Origin of the sequence: Geobacillus sp. Y412MC52 (genome assembly GCF_000174795.2) — a bacterium.
Taxonomy (GTDB): domain Bacteria; phylum Bacillota; class Bacilli; order Bacillales; family Anoxybacillaceae; genus Geobacillus; species Geobacillus thermoleovorans.
The window spans coordinates 2,583,467-2,602,767 of record NC_014915.1 but is presented as its reverse complement, the minus strand read 5'-3'; the positions used below and the strand labels follow the sequence as shown (position 1 = coordinate 2,602,767).

The 19,301-nt window shown below is 54.4% G+C and carries 20 protein-coding genes; 17 read left to right on the top strand and 3 right to left on the bottom strand.

Going from position 1 to position 19,301, the window contains the following annotated elements; all coding sequences use genetic code 11:
- Nucleotides 1–63 precede the first annotated feature (63 nt).
- Nucleotides 64–198 (bottom strand): YqzM family protein, encoded by a 135-nt coding sequence (locus tag GYMC52_RS18215; RefSeq protein ID WP_011231993.1) that lies wholly within the window; start codon nt 196–198, stop codon nt 64–66.
- A gap of 284 nt (nt 199–482) precedes the next feature.
- Here GYMC52_RS18215 and holA point away from each other — a divergent pair, with 284 nt between their 5' ends.
- Entirely contained in the window at nt 483–1,529 is a 1,047-nt protein-coding gene (holA, locus tag GYMC52_RS12785) for a DNA polymerase III subunit delta (RefSeq protein ID WP_013524173.1), read from the top strand.
- Nucleotides 1,530–1,600: 71 nt separating this feature from the next.
- Here holA and rpsT read toward each other — a convergent pair whose 3' ends face one another.
- On the bottom strand, nt 1,601–1,870 hold the full coding sequence (gene rpsT / locus GYMC52_RS12780) for a 30S ribosomal protein S20 (protein ID WP_011231991.1): 270 nt from the start codon (nt 1,868–1,870) through the stop codon (nt 1,601–1,603).
- Nucleotides 1,871–2,052: 182 nt separating this feature from the next.
- Between rpsT and gpr the strand changes: the two genes are divergently transcribed.
- The 13 genes from gpr (at nt 2,053) to deoC (ending at nt 17,136) form a co-directional block, all read left to right on the top strand.
- Nucleotides 2,053–3,171, top strand: a complete 1,119-nt coding sequence (gpr, locus tag GYMC52_RS12775; RefSeq protein ID WP_013524172.1) for a GPR endopeptidase — start codon at nt 2,053–2,055, stop codon at nt 3,169–3,171.
- 74 nt (nt 3,172–3,245) lie between these two features.
- Nucleotides 3,246–4,445, top strand: coding sequence for a stage II sporulation protein P (gene spoIIP, locus GYMC52_RS12770; RefSeq protein WP_013524171.1), 1,200 nt, complete (start codon nt 3,246–3,248; stop codon nt 4,443–4,445).
- A 12-nt stretch (nt 4,446–4,457) separates the two neighbouring features.
- Nucleotides 4,458–4,796, top strand: a complete 339-nt coding sequence (locus GYMC52_RS12765) for a YqxA family protein (protein WP_013524170.1) — start codon at nt 4,458–4,460, stop codon at nt 4,794–4,796.
- Nucleotides 4,797–5,053: 257 nt separating this feature from the next.
- Nucleotides 5,054–6,883 carry a translation elongation factor 4 gene (gene lepA, locus GYMC52_RS12760; protein ID WP_013524169.1) on the top strand — a complete coding sequence of 610 codons (1,830 nt, stop codon included), beginning with the start codon at nt 5,054–5,056 and terminating at the stop codon, nt 6,881–6,883.
- Between the two features lie 74 nt (nt 6,884–6,957).
- Entirely contained in the window at nt 6,958–8,097 is a 1,140-nt protein-coding gene (gene hemW, locus GYMC52_RS12755; RefSeq protein ID WP_013144698.1) for a radical SAM family heme chaperone HemW, read from the top strand.
- Between the two features lie 83 nt (nt 8,098–8,180).
- Nucleotides 8,181–9,215 carry a heat-inducible transcriptional repressor HrcA gene (gene hrcA / locus GYMC52_RS12750; RefSeq protein WP_013144699.1) on the top strand — a complete coding sequence of 345 codons (1,035 nt, stop codon included), beginning with the start codon at nt 8,181–8,183 and terminating at the stop codon, nt 9,213–9,215.
- Between the two features lie 98 nt (nt 9,216–9,313).
- On the top strand, nt 9,314–9,955 hold the full coding sequence (grpE, locus tag GYMC52_RS12745; protein WP_013524168.1) for a nucleotide exchange factor GrpE: 642 nt from the start codon (nt 9,314–9,316) through the stop codon (nt 9,953–9,955).
- A 23-nt stretch (nt 9,956–9,978) separates the two neighbouring features.
- A complete protein-coding gene (dnaK, locus tag GYMC52_RS12740) occupies nt 9,979–11,802 on the top strand; it encodes a molecular chaperone DnaK (RefSeq protein WP_013144701.1) in 1,824 nt (607 codons plus the stop codon).
- Nucleotides 11,803–11,931: 129 nt separating this feature from the next.
- Nucleotides 11,932–13,080, top strand: coding sequence for a molecular chaperone DnaJ (gene dnaJ / locus GYMC52_RS12735; RefSeq protein ID WP_013524167.1), 1,149 nt, complete (start codon nt 11,932–11,934; stop codon nt 13,078–13,080).
- A gap of 5 nt (nt 13,081–13,085) precedes the next feature.
- Complete coding sequence (gene prmA / locus GYMC52_RS12730) at nt 13,086–14,024, top strand: 50S ribosomal protein L11 methyltransferase (RefSeq protein ID WP_013524166.1); 939 nt, start codon at nt 13,086–13,088, stop codon at nt 14,022–14,024.
- A gap of 17 nt (nt 14,025–14,041) precedes the next feature.
- Complete coding sequence (locus tag GYMC52_RS12725) at nt 14,042–14,818, top strand: 16S rRNA (uracil(1498)-N(3))-methyltransferase (protein WP_013524165.1); 777 nt, start codon at nt 14,042–14,044, stop codon at nt 14,816–14,818.
- Nucleotides 14,819–14,976: 158 nt separating this feature from the next.
- Nucleotides 14,977–16,326: a tRNA (N(6)-L-threonylcarbamoyladenosine(37)-C(2))-methylthiotransferase MtaB gene (gene mtaB, locus GYMC52_RS12720; protein WP_011231979.1), complete on the top strand. Its 1,350-nt coding sequence runs from the start codon at nt 14,977–14,979 to the stop codon at nt 16,324–16,326.
- A gap of 138 nt (nt 16,327–16,464) precedes the next feature.
- Nucleotides 16,465–17,136: a deoxyribose-phosphate aldolase gene (gene deoC, locus GYMC52_RS12715; protein ID WP_013524164.1), complete on the top strand. Its 672-nt coding sequence runs from the start codon at nt 16,465–16,467 to the stop codon at nt 17,134–17,136.
- Here the strand turns inward: deoC and GYMC52_RS12710 are convergent.
- The gene (locus GYMC52_RS12710) at nt 17,133–18,068 is read right to left on the bottom strand and encodes a Na/Pi symporter (protein WP_013524163.1); all 936 of its coding nucleotides are present in this window, start codon (nt 18,066–18,068) and stop codon (nt 17,133–17,135) included. The two genes, deoC and GYMC52_RS12710, sit on opposite strands and share 4 nt — an antisense overlap.
- Before the next feature lie 183 nt (nt 18,069–18,251).
- Here GYMC52_RS12710 and rpsU point away from each other — a divergent pair, with 183 nt between their 5' ends.
- The 3 genes from rpsU to yqfC all read left to right on the top strand — a co-directional run bounded on the left by rpsU (nt 18,252) and on the right by yqfC (nt 19,287).
- Nucleotides 18,252–18,425 carry a 30S ribosomal protein S21 gene (gene rpsU / locus GYMC52_RS12705; protein ID WP_008879912.1) on the top strand — a complete coding sequence of 58 codons (174 nt, stop codon included), beginning with the start codon at nt 18,252–18,254 and terminating at the stop codon, nt 18,423–18,425.
- 29 nt (nt 18,426–18,454) lie between these two features.
- Nucleotides 18,455–18,901: a GatB/YqeY domain-containing protein gene (locus tag GYMC52_RS12700; protein ID WP_013524162.1), complete on the top strand. Its 447-nt coding sequence runs from the start codon at nt 18,455–18,457 to the stop codon at nt 18,899–18,901.
- Between the two features lie 101 nt (nt 18,902–19,002).
- Nucleotides 19,003–19,287 (top strand): sporulation protein YqfC, encoded by a 285-nt coding sequence (gene yqfC, locus GYMC52_RS12695; protein WP_013144709.1) that lies wholly within the window; start codon nt 19,003–19,005, stop codon nt 19,285–19,287.
- Nucleotides 19,288–19,301 lie beyond the last annotated feature (14 nt).

Here is a 19,301-nt window from a genome sequence, read left to right as displayed (position 1 = left end):
TGCACAAAAAAACGGAACGTTTCAGCAGAAACAAAAAATAAGGATTGCTTATGTAAGCAATCCTTATCGACCGAAAAATTCGATCAACGTTGCGATGATGAACATGGTAGCGAAAAAGCCGAACGACACGATGAATCCGACGGCGGAATCGACGGCGTCATTTCGTTGGCTTTGCACTTCCTTTTCAAATACGTTCATCGTTTTCCCCCTCCTCGTTCAATCATTTTTAGTATAGACGAAAACGCGTGAAAAATCTACCGCCGCTTGCTTCTTTTCCTTCCTTGACAACAGTTGACACAAATACTTTCAAACAGCCGGGAAAACATAAAAATAACCCGCTGGCCAATAAGGTCCTAGGACTTATAGGCTGGCGTTTATATAAAGGGGAACCGGTTTTTTCGGCAGCCGGTTCCCTTGTAAAATGACGAAAAACGGTGTATCTTTTCTAGCAGAGACGTTTGCTAGGGAATGGAGACGGGAACATGCTGGAACGCGTATGGGGAAACATTGAAAAACGGCGTTTTTCTCCCCTTTATTTATTATACGGCAATGAGCCGTTTTTATTAACGGAAACGTATGAGCGATTGGTGAACGCAGCGCTTGGCCCCGAGGAGCGGGAGTGGAACTTGGCTGTGTACGACTGCGAGGAAACGCCGATCGAGGCGGCGCTTGAGGAGGCCGAGACGGTGCCGTTTTTCGGCGAGCGGCGTGTCATTCTCATCAAGCATCCATATTTTTTTACGTCTGAAAAAGAGAAGGAGATCGAACATGATTTGGCGAAGCTGGAGGCGTACTTGAAGGCGCCGTCGCCGTTTTCGATCGTCGTCTTTTTCGCGCCGTACGAGAAGCTTGATGAGCGAAAAAAAATTACGAAGCTCGCCAAAGAGCAAAGCGAAGTCGTCATCGCCGCCCCGCTCGCCGAAGCGGAGCTGCGTGCCTGGGTGCGGCGCCGCATCGAGAGCCAAGGGGCGCAAGCAAGCGACGAGGCGATTGATGTCCTGTTGCGGCGGGCCGGGACGCAGCTTTCCGCCTTGGCGAATGAAATCGATAAATTGGCCCTGTTTGCCGGATCGGGCGGAACCATCGAGGCGGCGGCGGTTGAGCGGCTTGTCGCCCGCACGCCGGAAGAAAACGTATTTGTGCTTGTCGAGCAAGTGGCGAAGCGCGACATTCCAGCAGCGTTGCAGACGTTTTATGATCTGCTTGAAAACAATGAAGAGCCGATCAAAATTTTGGCGTTGCTCGCCGCCCATTTCCGCTTGCTTTCGCAAGTGAAATGGCTTGCCTCCTTAGGCTACGGACAGGCGCAAATTGCTGCGGCGCTCAAGGTGCACCCGTTCCGCGTCAAGCTCGCTCTTGCTCAAGCGGCCCGCTTCGCTGACGGAGAGCTTGCTGAGGCGATCAACGAGCTCGCTGACGCCGATTACGAAGTGAAAAGCGGGGCGGTCGATCGCCGGTTGGCCGTTGAGCTGCTTCTGATGCGCTGGGGCGCCCGCCCGGCGCAAGCGGGGCGCCACGGCCGGCGGTGAAGCGATCGCCCGGCCGTTTGCCGTGAACAAAAGAAAAACAAAAAAACGACCTGGCGCCAGGTCGTTTTTGATTAGGAAGCTTGGATGCTGTTCAATTTTTTCGCTAAGCGTGATTTTTGCCGGCTGGCGGCGTTTTTATGGATAAGGCCTTTGCTTGCAGCTTTGTCTAATTTTTTCGACGCGATAATGAACGCCTCGCGCGCTTTTTCTACGTCTTTCAATTCAACAAGCGCTTCAAATTTTTTGATCGCCGTACGCATGGCCGATTTCATCGAGGCGTTGTGAGCCCGGCGCTTTTCGCTCGTTTTCGCGCGTTTGATCGCTGATTTGATGTTAGCCACGTTCGTTCACCTCCGTTACCGTTCCTATTTCTGTTGTGAACAACAGGAAGAACAAGTGTTATTCTATCAAACGTGTTTTGATTATGCAAGAGTGTTCAAGCGAAAATCCTTTACGAAACATGAATGACCGGGCCTGATTGCGGCGACAATAAAAGAAAACGGCAGAAATGGGGAGGAACGACATGGAACAGCCGCTCGATTTACGCCAGTACTCGGTGCGTACGGATTTAGCGATCGAAGCGCATGAGATCGCACTCGAGGAGCGCTTGCAGCAAAAACAAGAAAGCGCCGCGCCGATTGAGGGGGTCATCATTCATGACGAGGAGATCAACGGCGTCAAGCTGTCGCATGTGCATGTCACGGAACAAGGAGCGGCCTCGATCGGCAAAAAGCCGGGCCACTACGTGACGATTGAAGCGCAAGGCATCCGCGAACAAAACACCGAGCTGCAGCAAAACGTGCAACGCATTTTTTCCGAGCAGCTCAGCGCCTTTTTCAAGCGGCTCCGCATCCCCGATCAAGCGAGCTGCTTGATCGTCGGGCTCGGCAACCAAAACGTCACCCCGGACGCGCTCGGGCCGCTCACGGTGGAAAACGTGCTTGTCACCCGTCATTTGTTCCAGCTGCAGCCGGAAAGCGTCGAGGAAGGCTTCCGGCCGGTGAGCGCCCTTGCTCCGGGGGTGATGGGGACGACCGGGATTGAAACGAGCGACATTATCGACGGCGTCGTCCGGAAAACAAAGCCGAATTTTGTCATTGTGATTGACGCCTTGGCTGCCCGCTCGATCGAACGGGTCAACGCGACGATTCAAATTTCTGACACCGGCATCCATCCTGGCTCCGGGGTCGGCAACAAGCGGAAAGAGTTAAGCTATGAAACGCTTGGCATTCCGGTCATTTCGATCGGCGTTCCGACGGTTGTCGATGCGGTCTCCATCACGAGCGACACGATCGATTTCATTTTGAAGCACTTCGGCCGCGAAATGCGCGAAGGGAAACGGCCGTCAAGCGCGCTCGCTCCGGCGGGCTGGACGTTTGGGCGCAAACGAAAATTGACGGAACAAGACATGCCGTCGCCGCAAGAACGGTCGACGTTTCTTGGCATGGTCGGCACGCTTGGCGATGAAGAAAAGCGGCGTCTCATCTATGAAGTGCTCGCCCCGCTCGGGCATAATTTGATGGTGACTCCAAAAGAGATCGATTCGTTTATCGGCGATATGGCCAACTTATTAGCTGGCGGCTTGAATGCGGCGCTGCATCGGCAAGTCGACCAAGGCAATGTCGGCTCCTACACCCATTAGACAAAAAACAGTTCTATCTTTTCCCGCTTGGCCATACGTTAAACTGAGGAGACAAGCCGGGAAAGGGTGGGAATATGAAACGATGGCGCTCCCCAAACGTCATGATCGCGATTCCAGGAGCCAGCATAAAGAAACTGTTGATGCTCATCATCCTTGGCTGCATGATGATGTTTATGCTTGTCGGAGCGCTCACATCGCTGCGGCCGGAATACCGTCCGTCGTCATCATCGCTGAACGATATGGCGGCCCATTTTCCGGAAGAGACGTTCATTCGTCTGTTCGCCTTGGAAAATCGATATTTTGCGCAGCTGTTGCCGAAAGATCGGCGGCAGACGAATTACTCATCGCTATTGTTCCGCCTGGCGACGAGCATCAATCCCGATGACCCGCGCAGCCTGCTTGGCAGCGAGCTGCCGGGCTTTGCCCTTTATGACAGCAAAATTCTCATCGCTGGTGAAGGAACGGATTATACGAACATGCCATACGAATCAGCGCCGCCGCTGGAGGCGATGCTTGCGGAACGGCAAGCCTCGGTCGATGAACTCGAACAAGCAAACAAGAACGAAGATGAAAAACCGGTTCCCCCGCCATCGCAGACGACCGGAGGGAAAAAAGTAGTCTACATTTACAATACCCATACGCATGAGTCGTTTTTGCCGGCGCTCAAAGGGGTCACTGACCCGGATTTGGCGTTTCACCCGACGGTCAACATCACAAAAGTGGGGGAAAAGTTAGCGGAAGAACTGGAAAAGCGCGGCATCGGGGCTGAAGTGAGCAAAATCGACATTGTCAGCGAATTGTTAAAGAAAGGAATGAAATACTCCCAATCGTATGATATGTCTCGCCAAATAGTGGTCGCAGCGATGAAGCAAAATCGTGACTTGCACTACTTCATCGATATCCATCGCGATTCGCGGCGGCGGAAATATACGACGGCTACGATCCACGGCGTTGATTATGCGCGTGTCGCATTCATTATTGGCGGAGAAAACGCGACATACGAGAAAAACTTGCAGCTGGCTACCGCGTTGCATCAGTTGCTGCAAAAGAAATATCCAGGGTTGAGCCGGGGGGTGATCGAGAAAAAAGGAGCCGGGACGAACGGCAAGTTTAATCAAGATTTATCGGAAAACGCGATTTTAATTGAAGTCGGCGGTGTTGACAATACGTTTACTGAGTTGTTTCGTTCCGTGTCGGCGCTCGCTGACGTATTCAGCGACTATTATTGGCAGGCGGAAAAAGTCGAAGCGCCGGCTCCGGCGGAGAAAAAGTAAAGGAGCGTCACTATGGCACGATGGTTCATCCGCTTTACTCTAGCGATCTTTCTTCTTTTTTTCGGCGTGTTGTTTGGCATGCAAGAGGCGCATCGCGGCATTGAACGGATGCGCGGTTATGCCGATCCGTCGTTTCCATCCGTCATCGATATGAAAAAAAGGGAAAATGGTGAGGTGGAAGCGGCGGTGTTTGGCCGGCCGGTCGTTGCTGGAGATTTAGGAGAAAAGCAAGAAACGATTCACGAGCTGAAAACGTTCAACTTGTTCTCTAGGCTCGGCCAACTTTTTGCCGATGCCGTCACCGCGCTCATGGAAATGCTGTTTTCGCTCGTCGGCCGGGTGTTGGACTAGCCCGTTCATGTGCGGACGAAACAGGAACGTGCCGTCACAATGGCGGCTTTTTCTTTTGGACGCCGTCCGCCGGCTGGAGCACAAAGTGCTGCGCTTTCCATATTGTCGATTGTTTTCTTGGCGCGGCTCTGGCCGTTTCGCGTCTTTCCGGAAAGCTCGAACGGCGGCTTGGCTTTTCGTTCATCATTGAATCTTCTTCGCGCTGTTGCTATAATCAAAGCTAGTGTAGTTTTGCGAAGAAGCAGGAGTGAGAGACGATGAACCGGGAAGAACGGTTGAAACGGCAGGAACGGATCCGCAATTTTTCGATTATTGCCCACATTGACCACGGAAAATCGACGCTGGCGGACCGCATTTTGGAAAAAACGGGGGCGCTGTCGGAGCGCGAATTGCGCGAGCAGACGCTCGATACGATGGAGCTTGAGCGCGAGCGCGGCATCACGATTAAATTGAATGCGGTCCAGTTGACATATAAAGCGAAAAATGGCGAAGAGTACATTTTCCATTTGATCGACACGCCGGGTCATGTCGACTTTACGTACGAAGTGTCGCGCAGTTTGGCTGCCTGCGAAGGGGCGATTTTGGTCGTCGATGCGGCGCAAGGCATTGAAGCGCAGACGCTCGCCAACGTGTATTTGGCGATCGACAATAATTTGGAAATTTTGCCAGTCATTAACAAAATCGATTTGCCAAGCGCCGAACCGGAGCGTGTGCGTCAAGAAATTGAGGATGTCATCGGCTTGGACGCCTCTGACGCGGTGCTTGCTTCGGCCAAAGTCGGCATCGGCATCGAAGAAATTTTGGAAAAAATCGTCGAAAAAATTCCGGCTCCCTCGGGAGATCCGGATGCGCCGCTGAAAGCGCTCATTTTTGATTCCCTTTATGACCCGTACCGCGGCGTTGTCGCCTATGTCCGCGTCGTCGATGGAACGGTGAAGCCAGGGCAGCGCATTAAAATGATGTCGACCGGCAAAGAGTTTGAAGTGACGGAAGTCGGCGTGTTCACGCCGAAGCAAAAAGTCGTCGACGAATTGACGGTCGGTGATGTCGGCTATTTGACCGCCTCGATTAAAAACGTGAAAGATACGCGCGTCGGCGATACGATCACCGATGCCGAACGGCCGGCAGCTGAACCGCTCCCGGGCTATCGGAAGCTCAATCCGATGGTGTTTTGCGGGATGTATCCGATCGATACGGCGCGCTACAACGATTTGCGCGAGGCGCTCGAGAAGCTGCAATTGAACGATGCGGCGCTCCACTTTGAGCCGGAAACGTCGCAGGCGCTTGGGTTCGGCTTCCGCTGTGGATTTCTCGGCTTGCTTCATATGGAAATCCTCCAAGAGCGGCTCGAGCGCGAATTTCATATCGATTTGATCACGACCGCGCCGAGCGTCGTTTACAAGGTGCATTTGACCGACGGAACGGAAGTTGACGTCGACAACCCGACGAACATGCCCGACCCGCAAAAAATCGACCGCATTGAAGAGCCGTATGTGAAAGCGACGATCATGGTGCCAAACGACTATGTCGGGCCGGTGATGGAGCTGTGTCAAGGAAAGCGCGGCACGTTTGTCGATATGCAATATTTGGATGAAAAGCGCGTCATGCTCATTTACGATATTCCGCTCTCCGAGATCGTCTACGACTTTTTCGACGCTTTAAAGTCGAACACAAAAGGGTACGCGTCATTCGACTACGAATTGATCGGCTACCGGCCGTCCAATCTCGTCAAGATGGATATTTTGCTAAACGGCGAAAAAATCGATGCCTTATCGTTTATCGTTCATCGCGACTCTGCGTACGAGCGCGGCAAAGCGATCGTTGAAAAGCTGAAAGATTTGATTCCACGCCAGCAATTTGAAGTGCCGGTGCAGGCGGCGATCGGCAACAAGGTCATCGCCCGTTCGACAATCAAAGCGTTGCGCAAAAACGTGCTCGCAAAATGTTACGGCGGCGACGTGTCGCGGAAGCGGAAGCTGCTTGAGAAGCAAAAAGAAGGAAAGAAGCGGATGAAACAAATCGGGTCGGTCGAAGTGCCGCAAGAAGCGTTTATGGCCGTCTTGAAAATCGACGACCAGAAAAAATAACGAGCAAGGCTGTCTCCGTTGGGGATAGCCTTGTTTGTTTCCTGCGGCGCCGCCGGCTGAAAGGAGGAGGACCGATGGCCGTTTCAGCGTATTTTCATATTCCATTTTGCGCCCATATTTGCCATTATTGCGATTTTAACAAAGTATTCGCCGCCGGCCAGCCGATTGACGACTATTTGCGGGCGATGGACAAAGAAATGGCGTGGACGGCGGCGGAATTTGGCAGCCAACTCAAGACGCTGTTTATCGGCGGCGGCACGCCGACGGTGCTTGAGCCGGCGCAGCTCGGCTGTTTGCTTGCGAGCATCCACCGCCATTTTCAGTTTGACCCACAAACGGCCGAATTTACCGTCGAAGCCAACCCGGACGGCTTGACGAAAGAAAAGCTCGCTATTTTGCGCGATGCCGGAGTGAATCGGCTGAGCCTGGGGGTGCAGACATTTGACGATCAGCTTCTGCAAACGATCGGCCGCACGCACCGGCGAGGCGACGTCATACGGGCTGTAGCGTTGGCCAGAGAAGTCGGGTTTCAGAACATCAGCATTGATGTCATGTACGGTTTGCCGGGGCAGACGCTTGAGCAGTTTACGGCCGATTTAGAAGCGGCGTTTTCGCTTCATGTGCCGCATCTTTCTGCTTATTCCCTCATTTTGGAGCCAAGGACGATTTTTTATAACGAATGGCGGAAAGGGCGGCTCCGTCTACCGGGCGAAGAGATGGAAGCCGAGATGTACGAAGCGGCGATGGAGCAGATGGCTGCCGCTGGCTATCGGCAATACGAAATCAGCAACTATGCTTTGCCGGGATTTGAAAGCCGGCACAACTTGACGTACTGGAACAATGAGGAGTACTACGGCATCGGCGCTGGGGCGCACAGCTATATCGACGGGGTGCGGCGGGCGAATATCGGCCCCATCCGGCATTACATCAGCGCGATCGAACGCGGCCAATGGCCGCACCGCGACGTGCGCCGCTTGACCACTCGCGAGCAGATGGAAGAGGAAATGTTTTTAGGGCTGCGCAAAACGGAAGGGGTGTCCAAAGCCTGCTTTCGGCAAAAGTTCGGCCGCGACCTCCATGACATATTTGGCGCGGCGATCCGCCGGGAAATCGAAAACGGACGCCTCGAGGAAACGGAGACTCACATCCGCTTGACAAAACGGGGCAAGCTGCTCGGCAATGAAGTGTTTGCCGCGTTCCTCGGCGAAATGTAAACATTGACATTTGCCGGGCGATTTGCTACCCTAGTAGTAGATTTAGCACTCGAATTGTTCGAGTGCTAACAGAGGTGAGACACGTGCTAACGGACCGCCAACTGCTGATTTTGCAGGTGATTATCGACGATTTCATTCGTTCTGGGCAGCCGGTCGGTTCGCGGACGTTATCGAAAAAGCATCAAATCGCGTTCAGCTCGGCGACGATCCGCAATGAGATGGCGGATTTGGAGGAGCTCGGCTATATTGAAAAAACGCACATTTCTTCCGGCCGTGTGCCGTCGGAAAAAGGGTACCGCTACTACGTCGACCATTTGCTGCCGCCGCAGCGGCTGACAAGGGCGGACATTCAAAAAATCCGCTCCGTGTTTGCTGAGCGCATCTATGAGCTGGAAAAACTGATGCAAAAGTCGGCGCAAATTTTATCCGAGCTGACGAACTATACATCCATCGCGCTCGGGCCGACGTTTAAAGAAAGCAAACTGAAGCGGATGCAAATCGTTCCGCTCAACGAACAGACCGCCGTCGCCATCGTCGTGACGGACACCGGCCATGTTGAAAACCGGGTCGTGACGATTCCGTCATCGATGGACGCAGGCGACCTCGAAAAAATGGTCAACATTTTCAACGAGCGGCTCGCCGGCGTTCCGCTCATTGATTTGAAAGAAAAAATGGAGACGGAAGTGGCCGACGTATTGCGCCGGCACATCCGCAACTACGACAGCGTGCTCAATACGCTCATTGAGACGCTCGATGCCCCTGAAGAAGAAAAAGTGTTTTTCGCCGGCAAGGCGAATATGCTCAACCAGCCGGAGTTCAGCGACATCCAAAAAGTGCGCCCGCTTCTGGACATCATTGAGCAGGAAAAAGACATTTATCGCCTGCTCCGCAAGCAAACCCAAAAAGGAGTGCGGGTTTCGATCGGGCATGAAAACGAACTGCGCGGCATGGAAAACTGCAGCTTGATTACAGCGACGTATTCGGTCGGCGATGAGCCGCTCGGGGCGATCGCGATTCTTGGTCCAACGCGCATGGAATACTCGCGCGTCATCACTGTCTTAAACCGTGTCGCTTCCGATTTGTCGGCCGCGCTCGCGAAATGGTATCAAAGTCAATAAGAATGGCCATATTGGATAACGGATGGATCGCGCATCCATCCTTTCCTTGTGGCCATTGATACATAAAAGGGAAGAGCCCCGGCAGGGAGGTGAAAGCGATGGAGCAAGGAGAAAAACAAGTGATGGAACAAGCTACATACGATGAGCCGGAGCGGGAGCAACCGATCGAGGAAGAAGCCGCCCCGCAGCCCGAGGGGGAATCAGGCGGCGTTCCGCTTGAAGAGGCCGGTGGGGAGGAAGCGGCGGAGCCGGCGGAAAAAGCGCCAACGGCCGAGGAGTTGGCGGCGGCCAAGGCGCAGATCGCCGAATTGGAAGCGAAGCTTTCAGAGATGGAACACCGGTATCTCCGCCTGTACGCCGATTTTGAAAACTTCCGCCGCCGGACGCGCCAGGAGATGGAAGCGGCTGAAAAATACCGCGCCCAAAGCTTGGCAAGCGATTTGCTTCCGGTGCTTGATAACTTTGAACGCGCGTTGAAAATAGAGACGGACAACGAACAGGCGAAATCGATTTTGCAAGGGATGGAAATGGTGTACCGGTCGCTTGTTGACGCCTTGAAGAAAGAAGGCGTCGAGGCGATCGAGGCGGTCGGAAAGCCGTTTGACCCTTATTTGCACCAAGCCGTCATGCAGGCGGAAGCGGAAGGCTATGAGCCGAACACGGTTGTTGAGGAGCTGCAAAAAGGTTATAAGCTGAAAGACCGCGTGCTGCGGCCCGCCATGGTCAAAGTAAGCCAATAAACGGAAACGGAGGGTGATCAGTGATGAGCAAAATTATCGGCATCGACTTAGGAACGACGAACTCTTGCGTCGCCGTGTTAGAAGGCGGCGAAGTGAAAGTCATTCCGAATCCGGAAGGAAACCGCACGACCCCGTCGGTCGTCGCGTTTAAAAACGGCGAACGCCTAGTCGGCGAAGTCGCCAAACGGCAAGCGATCACGAACCCGAACACGATCATCTCGATCAAGCGCCATATGGGGACGGATTACAAAGTCGAAATCGAAGGGAAGCAATATACGCCGCAAGAAATTTCGGCGATCATTTTGCAATACTTGAAGTCGTACGCCGAAGACTATTTGGGCGAGCCGGTGACGCGTGCGGTCATCACGGTGCCGGCGTATTTCAACGACGCCCAGCGCCAAGCGACGAAAGACGCCGGCCGCATCGCCGGCCTCGAAGTCGAGCGCATCATCAACGAGCCGACGGCCGCGGCGCTTGCTTACGGCCTTGATAAAGAAGAAGACCAAACGATTCTCGTCTATGACTTAGGCGGCGGGACGTTTGACGTCTCGATTTTGGAGCTTGGCGACGGCGTGTTTGAAGTGAAGGCGACGGCCGGCGACAACCATTTGGGCGGCGACGACTTCGACCAAGTGATCATCGATTATTTGGTCAATCAGTTCAAGCAAGAGCACGGCATCGATTTGTCGAAAGACAAAATGGCGCTCCAACGCTTGAAAGATGCCGCGGAAAAAGCGAAAAAAGAGCTGTCCGGCGTCACGCAGACACAAATTTCGCTTCCGTTTATCAGCGCCAATGAAAACGGTCCGCTCCATTTGGAAATGACGTTGACAAGAGCGAAATTTGAAGAGTTGTCCGCCCACCTCGTCGAGCGGACGATGGGGCCGGTCCGCCAGGCGCTTCAAGACGCCGGCTTGACGCCAGCCGATATTGATAAAGTCATTTTGGTCGGCGGTTCGACGCGCATTCCAGCTGTCCAAGAAGCGATCAAGCGCGAGCTTGGCAAAGAGCCGCACAAAGGCGTCAACCCGGACGAAGTCGTTGCCATCGGTGCGGCGATCCAGGGCGGGGTGATCGCCGGCGAAGTGAAAGATGTCGTCCTGCTTGACGTGACCCCGCTTTCGCTTGGCATTGAAACGATGGGCGGCGTATTTACGAAACTGATCGAACGGAACACGACGATCCCGACAAGCAAATCGCAAGTGTTCACAACGGCGGCTGACAATCAAACGACGGTCGACATTCACGTTTTGCAAGGAGAGCGCCCGATGGCGGCGGACAACAAATCGCTCGGCCGCTTTCAGCTGACCGGCATTCCGCCGGCGCCGCGCGGCGTGCCGCAAATTGAAGTGACGTTTGATATTGACGCCAACGGCATCGTTCACGTGCGCGCCAAAGATTTAGGAACGAACAAAGAGCAGTCGATTACGATCAAATCGTCGTCCGGCCTGTCGGAAGAAGAAATTCAGCGCATGATTAAAGAAGCGGAAGAAAACGCCGAAGCCGACCGGAAGCGGAAAGAAGCCGCCGAGTTGCGCAACGAAGCCGACCAGCTCATTTTCATGACCGACAAAACGATCAAAGAAGTCGAAGGAAAAGTGAGCGCCGATGAGATCAAGAAGGCGCAGGATGCGAAAGAGGCGTTGAAAGCGGCGCTCGAGAAAAACGACATCGACGACATCCGCAAGAAAAAAGACGCGCTGCAAGAAGCGGTGCAGCAGCTGTCGATCAAGCTGTATGAACAAGCGGCGAAACAGGCGCAAAGTGCAGGATCGCAAGGCGGCGCTGCCAATCATAAAGACAACGTGGTGGACGCCGAGTTTGAAGAAGTGAACGACGATAAATAATGCAACCGAAAGTCAAAGTCAGGCCTGCCTTGGCTTTGACTTTTTTTCTAGCATTGACATATTGCCTTGCCGCAGAGGGAAATGATAAAATCAAATTTATGTGAGTGAATCGGGAGTGGATGATCAACGATGGCGAAGCGCGATTATTACGAGATTCTCGGCGTCAGCAAAAACGCGACGAAAGACGAGATCAAAAAAGCGTATCGAAAGCTTTCGAAGCAGTATCATCCAGATGTGAACAAAGCCCCGGACGCCGCGGAGAAGTTTAAGGAAATTAAAGAGGCGTACGAAGTGTTAAGCGATGATGAAAAGCGGGCCCGCTACGACCGCTTCGGCCATGCCGACCCGAACGAAACGTTTGGCGGCGGCGGATTCCAAGGCGGAGGGTTTGATTTCGGCGGCTTTAGCGGCTTTGGCGGTTTTGAAGATATTTTTGAAACGTTTTTCGGCGCCGGTCCGCGCAGGCGGGCGAGCGGTCCGCGCAAAGGCGCGGATGTCGAGTATATGATGACGCTTACGTTTGAAGAAGCGGCGTTCGGAAAAGAAACGGAAATTGAAATTCCGCGGGAAGAGACGTGCGACACGTGCCAGGGCAGCGGAGCGAAACCGGGCACAAGCCCGACGTCTTGTCCGCATTGCCACGGCAGCGGGCAAGTGACAAGCGAACAAGCGACGCCATTTGGCCGCATCGTCAACCGCCGGACATGTCCCGTCTGCGGCGGCACGGGCCGGTACATTCCGGAGAAATGCCCAACGTGCGGCGGCACGGGACGCGTCAAACGGCGGAAAAAAATTCACGTCAAAATTCCAGCCGGCGTCGACGACGGCCAGCAGCTGCGCGTCGCCGGCCAAGGGGAGCCAGGGGTCAATGGCGGGCCGCCGGGCGATTTGTACATCATCTTCCGAGTCGAACCACATGAGTTTTTCAAACGCGACGGCGACGATATTTATTGCGAAGTGCCGTTGTCGTTCGCCCAGGCGGCGCTCGGCGATGAGATCGAAGTGCCGACGCTCCATGGCCATGTGAAGCTGAAAATCCCGGCCGGCACGCAAACGGGCACGCGCTTCCGCTTGAAGGGAAAAGGGGTGCCGAACGTGCGCGGCTACGGCCAAGGCGATCAGCACGTCATTGTCCGCGTTGTGACGCCGACGAAGCTGACCGAAAAGCAAAAGCAGCTGTTGCGCGAGTTTGATCGGCTCGGCGGAGACACGATGCACGACGGGCCGCACGGCCGTTTTTTTGAGAAAGTCAAAAAGGCGTTTAAAGGAGAAGCGTAAGCGCGATGAAATGGTCAGAAATCAGCATTCATACGACGCATGAGGCGGTCGAGGCGATTTCGAACATTTTGCATGAAGCGGGCGCCGGCGGCGTCGTCATCGAAGACCCATACGATTTGGTCAAAGAACGGGACGACTGGTACGGCGAGATCGTCGAGCTCAACCCGGACGACTATCCGGAAGAAGGGGTGATCATTAAGGCATATTTGCCGGTCAACAGTTTTCTTGGCGAAACGGTCGAACAAATTAAGCAGGCGATTAACAATTTATGGCTGTATGATATCGACCTTGGCAAAAATAAAATTACATTGAGCGAAGTAAACGAAGAGGAATGGGCAACGGCGTGGAAAAAGCATTATCACCCGGTGAAAGTGTCCGAAAAGTTTACGATCGTGCCGACGTGGGAAACGTACGAGCCGGCGTCTAGTGATGAGCTGATCATCGAAATGGATCCGGGCATGGCGTTTGGGACCGGCACGCACCCGACAACGGTCATGTGTCTGCAGGCGCTCGAAAAGTACGTGCGCCCCGGCGATCATGTCATTGACGTCGGCACCGGCTCCGGCATTTTAAGCATCGTCGCGGCGATGCTTGGCGCTCGGTCGGTGCGGGCGCTCGATTTGGACCCGGTGGCGGTCGACAGCGCGCGGCTGAACGTGAAGCTCAATAAGGTGCAGCATATCGTAACGGTCTCACAAAACAATTTGCTCGACCATATCGAGGAACCGGCTGATGTGATCGTCGCCAATATTTTAGCGGAAATCATTTTGCGCTTTACTGGTGACGCCTACCGGTTGTTAAAGCCAGGCGGCCGCTTCATCACGTCTGGCATCATTCAGGCGAAAAAGCAGGACGTCAAAGACGGGTTGCTTGCCGCCGGCTTTGCCATTGAGGAAATCAACGTGATGGAAGACTGGGTGGCGGTTGTCGCCATGAAACCGTAAGCAAAGAAGGGATGGCTGTGCAGCGCTATTTCGTTTCCGGCCAGGCGCAACAAGGCGGGATCGTCGCGATCAGCGGCGATGATGCCCATCATATCGCCCGCGTCATGCGCATGAAGCCGGGGGACGGGATCATTTGCGTCTTTCCAGACGGGCGCACGGCGGTGTGTGAAATTGAACAAATTGCCAATGAGCATGTGCAAGCCCGTATTGTACAATGGAAAGAGGAGCGAAGCGAGCTGCCGGTGCGCATCTACATCGCCCAAGGGCTGCCGAAAGGCGAAAAGTGGGAGCTCGTCATCCAAAAAGGAACAGAGCTCGGCGCCGCCGGTTTTCTTCCGTTCGAAGCCGCCCGGTCGGTCGTGAAATGGGACGCGAAAAAGGCGGAGAAAAAAGTCGAGCGATGGAAAAAAATCGCGAAAGAAGCGGCTGAGCAGGCTGAACGAACGGTGGTGCCGGACGTGCGGGCGCCGCTTTCGTTTGTCGAGCTCCTCTCCTTTGGCCAAACGGTCGATGTTCGGCTGTTTGCCTACGAAAAAGAGGCGCGAAACGCCCGGCATGCCGCGCTTCCGGCGCTTCTTTCCCGCCTCCGTCCGGGCGGCGCGTTGCTGGCTGTCTTCGGGCCGGAAGGCGGGTTCAGCCCGGAAGAAGCAGAACAGCTTCGGCAGCACGGCTTTTCGCCGTGCAGCCTTGGGCCGCGCATTTTGCGGACCGAAACAGCTCCGCTCTATTTGCTTTCCGCCGCCTCTTATGAATGGGAGCTGCGCGCAGGCGGAGAAGCGGCGCGTGGGCGATAATGGGCCGTTTCGCGCCCTGACGGTTGTCCCCTGCATATTCGCTTGCGCCAGACGTTGGCATGCGGGCGGCGGTTCAGCCGAAACGAGGGCGGGAAGGAAAATGGACAAATTCATCCCTGCTGGTCATCAAGCGGGGGGGGCAGAGCGAGGTGAACAAAATGCCGACAGTGGCTTTTCATACACTAGGCTGCAAAGTCAATCATTACGAAACCGAAGCGATTTGGCAGCTGTTTAAAAAAGCCGGCTACGAGCGAAAAGAGTTTGAAAGCCGTGCGGATGTGTATGTGATCAACACGTGCACGGTGACGAACACCGGCGATAAAAAGAGCCGTCAAGTCATCCGTCGTGCGGTGCGCCGCAATCCGGACGCCGTCGTCTGCGTGACCGGCTGCTATGCGCAAACATCGCCGGCTGAGGTCATGGCCATTCCGGGCGTTGATATTGTCATCGGCACGCAAGACCGGCATAAAATTTTGGATTACATCGAGCAGTTCCAGCGCGAGCGCCAGCCGATCAACGCTGTTCACAACATTATGAAAACGCGCGTTTTTGAGGAGATGGATGTGCCGGAATTCACGGATCGGACGCGGGCGTCGCTTAAGATCCAAGAAGGGTGCAACAACTTCTGCACGTTTTGCATCATCCCGTGGGCGCGCGGCTTAATGCGCTCGCGCGATCCGCAGGAAATCATCCGCCAGGCGCGCCAGCTCGTCGCCGCCGGCTATAAAGAAATCGTTCTGACCGGCATTCATACAGGCGGCTATGGCACCGATCTGAAAGACTATAACTTTGCGTCCTTGTTGCGCGATTTAGACGAGCAAGTGCCGGGGCTGAAGCGGCTCCGCATTTCGTCGATTGAGGCGAGCCAAATCACCGATGAAGTGATTGATGTGCTGAAGCGGTCGGAGAAAATCGTCCGCCATTTGCACATTCCGCTCCAGTCTGGGTCGAATACGGTGCTCAAGCGGATGCGCCGCAAATATACGGTGGAATTTTACGCGGAGCGGCTCGCCCGGCTGCGCGAAGTGTTTCCAGAGCTGGCGGTGACTTCTGACGTCATCGTCGGCTTCCCAGGCGAGACGGAAGACGAATTTATGGAGACGTACAACTTTATTCGTGAACAACGGTTTTCCGAGCTGCATGTCTTTCCTTATTCAAAGCGGACCGGCACGCCGGCGGCGCGCATGCCGAACCAAATCGATGAAGAAACGAAGCATGACCGCGTCCGCCGCTTGATCGCTCTGTCCGATCAATTGGCGAAAGAGTACGCCTCCCGTTTTGAAGGGCAAGTGCTCGAGGTCATCCCGGAAGAGCGCGACAAAGAGCGGCCGGATTTGTACGTCGGCTATACAGACAACTATTTGAAAGTCCGCTTCCCGGCAACCGAGGAAATGGTCGGTGAACTTGTCAAAGTGAAGATTACGAAAGCCGGCTATCCGTACAATGAAGGAGAGTTCGTCCGCGTTGTGCCGGATGAAATGGCCCGTTCGGTCAAATGGAGCTCATAACCCAGCCTAGTTGCTGGGTTTTTTCTGTCTTTTTTCCGGAGACAATACGGATGGCTAGTTTTTGTCGAGGGAGCATGGTATGATGGTAGACGTCAGACCTTCCATCTTGACGGAAATGGCAGAAAGGGGTTTCTCCGAATGACGATGAATATGGCGAAAATGATCGATCATACGCTGCTCAAACCGGAAGCGACAGAACAACAAATCGTGCAACTGTGCACGGAAGCAAAGCAATACGGCTTTGCTTCCGTGTGCGTCAACCCAACGTGGGTGAAAACGGCGGCGCGCGAGCTTTCCGGCACGGATGTCCGCGTCTGCACGGTCATCGGCTTTCCACTTGGGGCGACGACGCCGGAAACAAAGGCATTTGAAACAATGAACGCCATCGAAAACGGCGCCCGCGAAGTCGATATGGTGATCAACATCGGCGCGTTAAAAAGCGGGCAAGACGAGCTTGTCGAGCGCGACATTCGCGCGGTCGTCGAGGCGGCGGCTGGCAGGGCGCTTGTCAAAGTGATCATTGAAACGGCGCTTTTGACCGATGAGGAAAAAGTGCGCGCCTGCCAGCTTGCGGTGAAAGCCGGCGCTGATTATGTGAAAACGTCGACCGGGTTTTCCAGCGGAGGTGCGACGGTGGAGGATGTGGCGCTGATGCGGAAAACGGTCGGCGACAGAGCAGGTGTCAAAGCATCAGGCGGCGTTCGCGACCGGAAAACGGCAGAAGCGATGATCAACGCCGGCGCGACGCGCATCGGCACAAGCTCTGGAGTGGAGATCGTCACCGGCGGGACGGGCCGCGCTGACTACTAAGCCCGGTTTCGGTCATGCAAAAACAGAATGACCTTTTCGATGGCGCCGACAAATGGAAGAGCAGCCACTGAGCAAATGACGTTGAACAAGACGCTCACATGAGCGAGCTGCACATCAGGCGCTGGGCTGAGCCTGGCGGCAAAACTGGCGAGCGGCTCGGTCCAAAAGGCGAACAAAGCGGCGCCGACGACGTTCAGCCATAGATGGGTGTAGGCGGTCAGCTGGGCCTCTTTGCTGGAGCCGATCGAAGCCAAAAGCCCGGTGATGCACGTACCGATGTTGGCGCCAAGCAACAGAGCAATCGCCGCGGACAGCGTCAACAGCTGTTCGTTTAAAAATCCCATGGCGATGCCGATCGTTGCCGCGCTCGAATGAACGAGAGCGGTGAGGACGATGCCGACAAGAAGGCCGACAGCGACGGATCGGTTCGTTTCTTTAAGCCATGCATCAACGAACGGATAGGCGGCAAGCGGTTTAGCGAGGCTGCCAAAGCCGTCCATGGCAAACAGCACAGCGGCGAGGCCGACAGCGGTCATGCCGATGCCGAGAACAAGGCGATGGCGGCCGAAAAAAACAAGCAGCGCGCCGCTTATAAGAAGTGGGATGGCGCCATCGCCGATATCAAGCGTCATCAGCTCGGTCGTGACCGTCGAGCCGATGTTGCTGCCTAAAATGATGCCGATCGATTGGCGGAACGACAAGTAGCCGGCGGCGACAAGGCCGACCGTCATCACCATCACCGCTGAGCTGCTTTGCAGGAGAGCGGTCGTCGCCAAACCGGCGGCAAATCCTTGCAGCGGCGTGGCGGTAAAGCGCATGAGCCACCGTTTTAACCGATGGCCGGACAACGTGTAAAGCCCAGCTTTCATCATAAACATGCCAAGAAGAAACAAAGCGGTGTAAATGGCAAACAGCATCCAAAACGACCCCATGGGCGACTCCCCTTTCACCCTATATGTATGGGCCTTGTCCGCGGGTGATGACCGTTTTTTCAGCGCGGGGAAGAGGCGGCCAGCAGGCCTCCGCTGCTTTTTTTATTGACCTTTTCTGTCAGCATGTATTATAATTGACAAGTACAATATGCAATGGTTGTTGTTCGGAGGGAGGGAAGCAGGATGTCCAAAACGATCGTTCGCAAAAATGAGTCGATCGACGACGCTCTTCGTCGCTTTAAGCGTGCCGTTTCGAAAACGGGCACTTTGCAAGAAGTGAGAAAGCGCGAATTTTATGAAAAGCCAAGCGTCAGACGGAAGAAAAAATCTGAGGCGGCTAGAAAGCGCAAGCACTAAGAGCATGCATTAAAGAGGGTGTATAATCGGTGAGTCTTCTCGATCGTTTGAATGACGATATGAAGCAGGCGATGAAAAACAAGGAGAAAGAAAAACTGTCTGTTCTCCGGATGCTGAAAGCGGCGCTGCAAAACGAAGCGATCAAGCTCGGCAAAAGCCCGCTCTCGGAAGACGAAGAGCTGACGGTTCTTTCTCGCGAACTGAAACAGCGTAAAGACTCCCTCCAAGAATTTGAAAACGCTGGCCGTTCAGATCTTGTCGAAAAAGTGAAAACCGAAATTGACATTGTTCAATCGTATATGCCAACGCCGCTGACAGAGGACGAGCTGCGCGAATTGATCGAGCAGACGATCAAGGAAGTCGGCGCCTCTTCGAAAGCGGATATGGGAAAAGTGATGGGCGCGATCATGCCGAAAGTGAAAGGAAGAGCGGATGGTTCGCTCGTCAACAAACTTGTCCAACAACAGCTGTCATAAATGCAATGGGCCTTGCCGGCAGGCAGGCCCGTTGTTTTTGAAAAGCGGTGCTAGAACCCCCTTTTGTCTCATACATATGAGATGAAAGGGGGTTCTTTTTGATGGTGAAAAAATGGCGCCAGCAGATGAAGCGGTGGATGGCGGAAAAGCTTGAACTTCCCGCCGACATTATGATGGATCTGCCCCGCATTACGATGGTTGGGCACATACATATTTACATTGAAAACCACCGCGGGCTGCTCGCGTTCAGCGATAAAGAGCTCCGCCTTTTGCTGCGGAACGGACAGCTCGTTGTCCGCGGCGAACAGTTTGTGATTAAAACGATTTTGCCGGAAGAAATTTTGTTGGAAGGAAAAATCAGCCAAGTCGTTTATATAGATGAATAGCGAGGAGGAACGGA